Annotated in this window: 7 protein-coding genes; 3 read left to right on the plus strand and 4 right to left on the minus strand. The window is 73.1% G+C overall.

Annotated elements, in window-relative coordinates; translation table 11 throughout:
* Positions 1 to 242 precede the first annotated feature (242 nt).
* Positions 243 to 1994, plus strand: a complete 1752-nt coding sequence (locus Q8W71_RS17255) for an ABC transporter ATP-binding protein (protein WP_305526622.1) — start codon at positions 243 to 245, stop codon at positions 1992 to 1994.
* A gap of 168 nt (positions 1995 to 2162) precedes the next feature.
* On the opposite strand, the gene Q8W71_RS17260 is transcribed toward Q8W71_RS17255, so the two are convergent.
* The 4 genes from Q8W71_RS17260 to Q8W71_RS17275 are packed head-to-tail and all read right to left on the minus strand — an operon-like array spanning position 2163 to position 6135.
* Entirely contained in the window at positions 2163 to 2921 is a 759-nt protein-coding gene (locus tag Q8W71_RS17260; protein WP_305526623.1) for an SDR family NAD(P)-dependent oxidoreductase, read from the minus strand.
* Entirely contained in the window at positions 2918 to 3865 is a 948-nt protein-coding gene (locus Q8W71_RS17265; protein ID WP_305526624.1) for a 3-hydroxyacyl-CoA dehydrogenase family protein, read from the minus strand. Before Q8W71_RS17265 ends, Q8W71_RS17260 begins: the two co-directional genes overlap by 4 nt.
* Before the next feature lie 12 nt (positions 3866 to 3877).
* Positions 3878 to 4909 carry a cyclase family protein gene (locus Q8W71_RS17270; RefSeq protein ID WP_305526625.1) on the minus strand — a complete coding sequence of 344 codons (1032 nt, stop codon included), beginning with the start codon at positions 4907 to 4909 and terminating at the stop codon, positions 3878 to 3880.
* The gene (locus Q8W71_RS17275; RefSeq protein WP_370875442.1) at positions 4906 to 6135 is read right to left on the minus strand and encodes an ABC transporter substrate-binding protein; all 1230 of its coding nucleotides are present in this window, start codon (positions 6133 to 6135) and stop codon (positions 4906 to 4908) included. Before Q8W71_RS17275 ends, Q8W71_RS17270 begins: the two co-directional genes overlap by 4 nt.
* A 244-nt stretch (positions 6136 to 6379) precedes the next feature.
* Here Q8W71_RS17275 and Q8W71_RS17280 point away from each other — a divergent pair, with 244 nt between their 5' ends.
* Together Q8W71_RS17280 and Q8W71_RS17285 are read left to right on the plus strand one after the other, a co-directional pair.
* Complete coding sequence (locus Q8W71_RS17280) at positions 6380 to 7642, plus strand: ABC transporter substrate-binding protein (protein WP_305526626.1); 1263 nt, start codon at positions 6380 to 6382, stop codon at positions 7640 to 7642.
* Positions 7643 to 7800: 158 nt separating this feature from the next.
* Positions 7801 to 8448: ABC transporter substrate-binding protein (locus Q8W71_RS17285; RefSeq protein ID WP_305526627.1), on the plus strand; the 648-nt coding region annotated here is incomplete at its 3' end.

Consider the following 8448-nt stretch of genomic DNA (forward strand, 5'->3'; position numbering starts at 1 on the left):
CGCGCTCGCCGCCGACGCGGCTGCCGGTTCGGCGGAAGAGCGCGCGTCCAGACCAAGGGTTGGAGCCGCGCACGATTGCAGCGCGACCGGGCGCAGCTCCGGCCCGCGCGGCGCACGGGCGCCGTCCGGTCCGCACCGCGGCGCGATCGAGCGGACCGGGTTGCGAGGCCGCGCGTGGACAGGGCCGGCCCGGCCCGATTAAGCCGGGCCATGCCCGATCCACGCCCCCTGCCCCGACGCCGATGCGCGCGCTGATCGATCTCGTGCGCGCCATGCGGGCCCGCGACCGGCGGCGGCTCGGGCTGATCGCCCTGGGGCTGGCGGTGGCGGCGCTGCTCGAAGTGGTCGGGGTCGCCTCGGTGATCCCGTTCCTGACGCTGGTCGGCGACCCCTCCGCCGCGACGCGGATCCCCTATCTCGCCCACGCCCGGGCGTGGCTGGGGCTCGCCGACGCGCACGCCTTCCTGCTCGCCACCGGGGGCGCGGCGCTCGCCGCGATCCTGGTCACGGCGGTGGTGAATGCGGGGCTCACCTACGCGCAGCTCCTGTTCACGCATCTGGCCGGCTACGGCTTCAGCCGCCGGCTGTTCCTGCGCTACCTCGACCGGGACCGGCTGTTCTTCGCCCGCGCCAACAGCGCCGAGCTCGCCAAGAACGTCCTCTCCGAGACCGACCGGCTGGTGGTGGGCGTGCTGACGCCGGCCACCGTGCTCGCCTCGCGGGCGACCTCGGCGCTGGCGATCATCGCCTTCCTGCTCGCCTACGCGCCGGGGCTGGCGCTGATCCTGGGCGGCGGCTTCGGCGGCCTCTACGTGGCGATCTACCTCGCCATGCGGGCCCGGCTGGCGCGGCTCGGCGGCCGCTCGGTGGCCGACAACGAGGCCCGCTTCCGGGTGGTGCAGGAGACCTTCGGGGCGCTGACCGAGCTGAGGCTCTACGGCCGGGCGGACGCCTTCGCCGCCCGCTTCGACCGGCCGGCGCGGGCCTACGCGGTCGCCGCCGCCGCGAGCCTGCTCACCGGGCAGATGCCGCGCTTCGCCGTCGAGGCGGTGGCGTTCGGCGGCGTCATCACCGTGGTGCTGTTCGCCCTGGCGCAGGGGCTCGACGTGGCGGGCATCCTGCCGCTGCTCGGCCTGTTCGCCTTCGCCGGCTACCGCATGCTGCCGGCCTTCCAGAACATCTTCACCTCCATCGCCCTGATGCGGTTCTACCTGCCGGCCGTGCGGGTGATCGTGGACGAGCTCGCTAACGAGCGCCCCGCGCAGGTCCGCACCCCGGAGCGCCTGCCGTTCACCCGAGAGATCCGGCTGGAGGGGGTGGGGTTCGCCTACGGCCCGGAGGCGGCGGCGCTGCACGCCATCGACCTGACGATCCCGGCCAACGCCACGGTCGGCCTCGTCGGCCGCACCGGCTCGGGCAAGTCGACGCTCGCCGCCCTGATCCTCGGGGTGCTGACGCCCGGCACCGGCGTGATCCGCGTGGACGGGCGCCCCCTCGACGCGGAGGCCCTGCCCGCGTGGCAGAACCGGATCGGCTACGTCCCGCAGGACGTCTTCCTGATCGACGGCACGGTCGCCGAGAACATCGCCCTGGGCGTCGACCCGCCGGATCCGGCCGCGGTCGAGCGGGCGGCGCGGCTCGCCGGGGCGCACGACTTCGTGGCGGCGCTGCCCGGCGGCTACGGGGCGCGGGTCGGCGAGCGCGGGGCGCGGATCTCCGGCGGCCAGCGCCAGCGCATCGGCATCGCCCGCGCCCTCTACCACGACCCGGACGTGATCGTGTTCGACGAGGCGACCTCGGCGCTGGACGACGAGACGCAGGGTGCGGTGATGCGCGCGCTCGGGGCGCTCGGCGGCCGGCGCACGCTGATCCTGATCGCCCACCGCCTCTCGACGCTGGAGCGGGCCGACACGGTGCACGTGCTGGAGGCCGGCCGGCTCGCCGCCTCCGGCCCGCCCGCTTCGGTGCTGCCGGGGCTGGGGACGGCGGCGTGAGGGTGCGGCTCCGGTCACGATCCCGATCGTCGGGATCGGCGCGTCCGGCTGACGCCCGCCGCCCCCGGAGGACGTTCCCTGCGCGGGGGGCAGCCGGCGATCCGTGGTTCGCGTCGCCGGCCTGGATGAGGCGTCCGGTCGCGCCGGGCCGCGCCCGTCGGAGGGCCCCTACATCGCCCCGCCGTCCACGGTGAGGGTCTCGCCGGTGATGTAGGCCGCGCCGGCACCCAGGAAGAAGATCGTCTCGGCGATGTCCTCGGGCCGGGCCATCCGGCCGAGCATGGTGCGCTCGACGGTGGCCGCCTTGCGCGCCTCGGGCCAGGGCTTGGTCCAGGCGGTCTCGACGAGGCCCGGCGCCACGGCGTTGACGCGGATCTCCGGCGCCAGCGCCCGGGCGAGGCTGCGGGTGAGGTTGATCAGCCCCGCCTTGCTCGCCGAGTAGGCGATCGAGGAGCCCCGCCGGCCGAGCCCCGCCACCGAGGCGGTGTTGACGATCGCCCCGCGGCTTTTTTTGAGACTTTCGGCGGCTGCCCGGGCGCACCGGTACGGGCCGATCAGGTTCGTCGCGAGGATGGTCTGCCAAAAATCCTCGGTCATCGCGTCGAGGTCCTCGAAGGCGATCGGCACGGTCGTCCCCGAGGTGCCGGCGTTGTTCACCAGCACGTCGAGCCCGCCGAGCGCGTGGATCCCGGCGGCGACCATCGCCTCGGCGTCGCCGGCCCGGGACACGTCGCCGGGCAGGGCGATCACCGCGCGGCCCTCGTCCGCGAGGCGTTGGACCTCGGCGGGCCCGCGCGGGTCGTCGGGCAGGTGGTTGAGGGCGACCGATGCGCCGTTGCGCGCGAAGATCTCCACGGTGGCGAGCCCGATGCCGGAGGAGGCGCCCGTGACGAGGACGCGCTTGCCGGAGAGATCCGCGCCGATCATGTCCCCTCCATCCGTCCGATCCCGGCCATCGCCCGCTTGAGGGCGAGCAGCTTGCGGTCGCGCTCGCGGAACAGCTCCGCCGGGTCGCGCCCGCCCCAGTCGAAGTAGCCCCGGCCCGCCATCACTCCGGTGCGGCCCTCGGCGCAGAGCGCGTCGAGGGTCCCGGACTTCGTCCGCGCGGGCGGCGGTGCGTAGGTGGCGTTGGCGAGCGCCCGCTGCGTCAGCTCCAGGCCGGTGAAGTCGGCCTTGGCGAGGTGGCCGAGGACCGGCAGGCGCAGGGATAGCCCGTGGATCACCGCGTCGTCGATCTCGCGCGGCGTGGCCACGCCCTCGTCGAGCAGGCGGAACACCTCGGCGCTGATCGCCGACTGGATGCGGTTGGCGACGTAGCCGGGCACGAAGCGCGCCAGCACGATCGGCTTCTGGCCGAGCCCGGCGACGAGGGCGCGCATCGCCTCGACCACCGCCGGGTCGGTCCCGGGGCCCGGCACCACGTCGACGAGATCGACGATGTAGGGCGGCGTGTACCAGTGCATCACCAGGGCGCGGGCCTGCCGGGCCTCCGGGATCAGCGGGAAGGGGTCGAGGTAGCTGGTGTTGCTGGCGATCACCGTCCCGGGCGCGCAGAGCCGGTCGAGCTCTGCGAACAGGGCGCGCTTCGCGTCCGGGTTCTCGGTGATCGCCTCGACCACGAGGTCGGCGTCGGCCACCGTCGCCGCGAGATCGGAGGTGATCCGCACCGCGCCGGAGAGCCGCCCGGCGTCCCAGCCGGCGGGGGCGGCGTCCGCTTCCATCAGGGTGGCGAGCGCCGATTCCATCAGCCCGGGGATCGCGGAGAGCGTCTCGGGCCGCGTGTCGGTGATCCGCACCCCGTGGCCGCCGAGCGCCAGCACCAGGGCGATGCCGTGCCCCATCAGCCCGCCGCCGACGACCGCGATCTCCATGGCCGCCCTCCCTCAGACCGTGGCGATCGGGGTCGCCGGCGAGCCGACCGCGCCGGGCAGGCGCAGGGGCGGGGCGGTGAGCAGGAAGCGGCTGCGCCCCCGCGCCCGCAGCCAGTCGGCGAGCGGCGTCAGGTGCCACAACTCACCGAGGTTGACGCCGAGCTTGAACAGGCAGTGCTCGTGCAGCGGCAGGGTCGCGCAGCACTCGATCCCGGTGGGCCGCGGACCCGCCGGGTAGGACTCCACCGCGTAGTTGTCGGCGATCAGCGCGCAGAGGCCGGTGCGGGTGATCCAGTCGAGGATTTTTTGGTCGCGCCCGTCGAGGCCGGCGCAGAGGTCGTGGATCCGGTCCGGGTCGGGCCGCCCGCCCATGGCGATCAGGTGCTCGGCGTAGCCGGTGTGCAGGCAGACCATGTCGCCGGGCTCGATCACGACGCCGTCGGCCGCGAGGATCCGGCTGAGCGTGTCGTAGCCGACGCGGGTCTTGGCGTCGCCGAGATGGGCGCGCAGGTCGATCATCACCGCGCGGCCCTGCATGCCTTTCTCCGCCAGCCGCTCGACGCCGAGGCGCTTGGCCCGGGACGGGCCCTCCTCGCCGGCTTGCGTCGGGCCGACGATGTCGTGGCCGCCGCGGAAGCCGTTGTAGAAGGTCGGCCGCAGGCCGGACTCGTCGGCGTCGTAGAGCGAGCCGACATGGGCGAGGGAGTCCCACTGCGTCGAGTATTGCAGGTGGATCACCGCCCGGTCGTCGCAGATCACGTCGGTGGCGCCCTCCACCTCCTCGCAGACCGGGAAGAGCATGTTCGGCCGCCCGTTCGCGCGGACCGTCGGCGTGATCTTCGGCGGGTGGCGGCGGGGGTTGAGGACGTTGCCGCCGGGCAGGTCCAGCGGCAGGCTGAGGCAGAAGGTGAGCCCCTCGCGCACCTCGGCGACGCCCTGGAGCACCTTCTCCGGCGTGAGCAGGTTGAGCCGGCCCAACTCGTCGTCGGGCCCGAAATCCCCCCAGGTCGAGCCCTTCGGGCGGGTGCTCCAGCGCAGGGTCATCTCTTCACCAGCGGGCAGCGCGACGCCGAGAGCGGCTGGAACGCCTGATCGCCGGGGATGGTGGCGACGCGCTTGTAGAGGTCCCATTCGCCCGTCGACTCGGCGGGCGTCTTCACCTGGAACAGGTACATGTCGTGGACCATGCGGCCGTCCGCGCGGATCCGCCCGCCACGGGCGTAGAAATCGTCGATCGGCGTCTCGCGCATCGCCCGCATCACCGGCGCGGTGGCGTCGGTGCCGGACGCCTTCACCGCCTTCAGATAGTGGGTCACCGCCGAGTAGACGCCGGCCTGGGACATGTTCGGCATCCGGCCGGTGCGGGCGTGGAAGCGCTTGGCGAAGGCGCGGGTGCCGTCGTCGAGGTCCCAGTAGAACCCCTCGGTCAGCAGCATGCCCTGGGTGGCGGGCAGCCCCAGGCTGTGGACGTCGTTGATGTAGGCGAGCAAGGCCGCGAGCCGCTGGCCGCCACCCTGCGTCAGCCCGAACTCGGCCGCCTGCTTGATCGCATTGGTGGTGTCGCGCCCCGCATTGGCGAGCCCCACCACCTTGGCGCCCGACGCCTGCGCCTGGAGGAGGAACGAGGAGAAATCCGCCGTGTTGAGCGGCGCGCGCACTTCGCCGAGCACGCTGCCGCCGTTGGCCTTGACCACCGCGGAGGCGTCGCGGGCGAGTTCCTGGCCGAACGTGTAGTCGGCGGCGATGAAGTACCACGACGTGCCGCCGGCCTTCACCGTCGCCTGTCCCGTGGCGCTCGCCAGCGCGTAGGTGTCGTAGGCGTAGTGCACGGTCACCGGCGAGCACGCCTCGTTGGTGAGCCGCACCGCGCCGGGGCCGTTGAACACGGCGATCCTGTCCTTGGCCCGGGCGATCTCGGCCACCGCCAGCGCCGGCGCCGAGGCGGCCACGTCGAGGATCGCGTCGACGCGGCCCGTGTCGAACCACTCCCGGGCGGTGGCGGCCGCGACATCCGCCTTGTTCTGGTGGTCGGCCACCACGACCTCGACCGGCTTGCCGAGCACGGAGCCGCCGAAATCCTCCACCGCCATCGTCGCCGCAGCGGCGCTGCCGGGGCCGGTCACGTCGGCGAACACCCCGGACATGTCGAGGATCAGCCCGATCCGGACCTTTCCGTCCGAGATCTGTTCGGAATCCTGCGCCGGGGCGGGTCCGCCCCACGCCGTCGCGAGCGCCGCGCCCAGGAGGGCGGCCAGAAGCGTGTTCCTCACCCGATCCGCCCTCGTCCCGAGGCTGCCGCGCCGGCCCGGTCGAGCGGACCTGGCGAGCGCGGACTTGGGGCGAACCTAGGCCCGGCCCGAGCCCCCGGATAGCCCCCGGTGGGGGGGCGCGAGACGCCGCCGCGCAAACGTCAGCCGGCCGGCGCGCGGCGGCCCTTGAGATCGGCGCGGGCGCCGATAGACTCGCCCGGTGCGGGAGAGAATACAAAATTCCGTCCGCCGACGAGGAAACGCCATGGCTGCATCCCCCCGGACCGCCCTCACTCGGCGCGTCATCACCCGGCGCGCCCTGCCCGCCCTCCTGGCCGCCGCGCTCGCGCTGCCCGGCCCCGCCCGCGCCGCCGATCCGATCCGCATCGGGGTGATCGCCGAGGCCCAGTCGGTGGCCGGCGGCGCCATCCCCAAGGCGGTGCAGCTCGCCGCCGACGAGATCAACGCCGCGGGCGGCGTCGAGGGCCGCAAGATCGAGGTGGTCGCCTACGACGACAAGAGCTCGGCCGCCGACGCGGTCCGCGCCTTCCAGCGCGCGGTCAGCGAGGACAAGGTCAACATCGTCATCGCCAGCTACATCTCCGAGGTGGTGCTGGCGCTGATGCCCTGGGCGGCGCGCCTCAAGACGCCGATGATCACCCCGGGCGCGGCGTCGAACGAGATCAGCGTGGCGGTGCACAAGGACTACGCCCGCAACAAGTACACCTTCCACGGCTACATGACCTCGCACGCGCTCGCGCAGTCGGTCTGCGATTCCGCCAAGGAGGCGGTGGTCGGCCTGCTCAAGGCGAAGACGGCGGCGATCATGAGCGAGGACGCGGCCTGGACCCGCCCGCTCGACGCCGGCTACCAGGAATGCCTGCCGAAGGTCGGCCTGAAGGTGGTGGAGCACGTCCGGTTCTCGCCGGACACCGGCGACTTCACGCCGATCTACAACAAGATCGAGGCGGCCAAGCCGGACCTGATCGTCACCGGCATCGCCCATGTCGGCGTGCAGCCGACCGTGCAGTGGCAGAACCAGAAGGTGCCGATCGCCATGACCGGCGTCAGCGGGCAGGCGACCTCGTCCACCTTCTGGGCCAACACCAACGGCGCGACCGAGGGCGTGCTGTTCGACGCCATCGCCGTGCCGGGCGTGGCGATGACCGACAAGACCAACGGCTTCACCGACGCCTACACCAAGCGCTTCGGCGGGGCGCCGTCCTACGCGGGCTACATGGCCTACGACGCGACCTACTACGTCGCCGACGCGGTCAAGCGGGCCGCCTCGACCGAGGCCGACAAGATGGTCGACGCCCTGGAGAAGACCGACTGGCCGGGCACCGTCGGTCGCATCCAGTTCTACGGCAAGGACGATCCCTTCACCCACTCGATCAAGTACGGGCCGGGCCTCGTCACCGGGCTGCTCGCCCAGTGGCAGTCGGGCAAGCAGGTCGCGGTCTGGCCGGCGGGGATCGCCAACGGAAAGATCATCCTGCCCGCGGCGGTGAAGGCGGCGCAGCGATAGGGCGGAGGGGCGAGCGGGCCAGGGCGGGCGCGTGAAACGCCGGCGCGACGATTGTCAGCCGGTCCGCCGCGCGCGGCCCTTGTGATCGGCGGCCGCGCCGATAAGCTCGCCCCGCGCGAAAGAGAATACAAAATTCCATTCGCGGACGAGGAAACGCCATGGCTGCAACCACACGGACCGTCCTCACCCGGCGCGTCATCACCCGGCGCGCCCTGCCCGCCCTCCTGGCCGCCGCGCTCGCCCTGCCCGGCCCCGCCCGCGCCGCCGACCCGATCCGCATCGGGGTGATCGCCGAGGCCCAGTCGGTGATCGGCGCCTCGATCCCGCAGGCGGTGCAGCTCGCCGCCGACGAGATCAACGCCGCGGGCGGCGTCGAGGGCCGCAAGATCGAGGTGGTCGCCTACGACGACAAGAGCTCGGCCGCCGACGCGGTCCGCGCCTTCCAGCGCGCGGTCAGCGAGGACAAGGTCAACATCGTCATCGCCAGCTACATCTCCGAGGTGGTGCTGGCGCTGATGCCCTGGGCGGCGCGCCTCAAGACGCCGATGATCACCCCGGGCGCGGCGTCGAACGAGATCAGCGTGGCGGTGCACAAGGACTACGCCCGCAACAAGTACACCTTCCACGGCTACATGACCTCGCACGCGCTCGCGCAGTCGGTCTGCGATTCCGCCAAGGAGGCGGTGGTCGGCCTGCTCAAGGCGAAGACGGCGGCGATCATGAGCGAGGACGCGGCCTGGACCCGCCCGCTCGACGCCGGCTACCAGGAATGCCTGCCGAAGGTCGGCCTGAAGGTGGTGGAGCAC

Origin of the sequence: Methylobacterium amylolyticum (assembly GCF_030700245.1) — a bacterium.
GTDB lineage: Bacteria > Pseudomonadota > Alphaproteobacteria > Rhizobiales > Beijerinckiaceae > Methylobacterium.

Excerpts from the sequence above, each read along its gene's own strand:
- Q8W71_RS17255 (WP_305526622.1), top strand. The coding sequence starts at position 243 with ATGCGCGCGCTGATCGATCTCGTGCGCGCCATGCGGGCCCGCGACCGG.
- Q8W71_RS17260 (WP_305526623.1), bottom strand. The coding sequence starts at position 2,921 with ATGATCGGCGCGGATCTCTCCGGCAAGCGCGTCCTCGTCACGGGCGCC.
- Q8W71_RS17265 (WP_305526624.1), bottom strand. The coding sequence starts at position 3,865 with ATGGAGATCGCGGTCGTCGGCGGCGGGCTGATGGGGCACGGCATCGCC.
- Q8W71_RS17270 (WP_305526625.1), bottom strand. The coding sequence starts at position 4,909 with ATGACCCTGCGCTGGAGCACCCGCCCGAAGGGCTCGACCTGGGGGGAT.
- Q8W71_RS17280 (WP_305526626.1), top strand. The coding sequence starts at position 6,380 with ATGGCTGCATCCCCCCGGACCGCCCTCACTCGGCGCGTCATCACCCGG.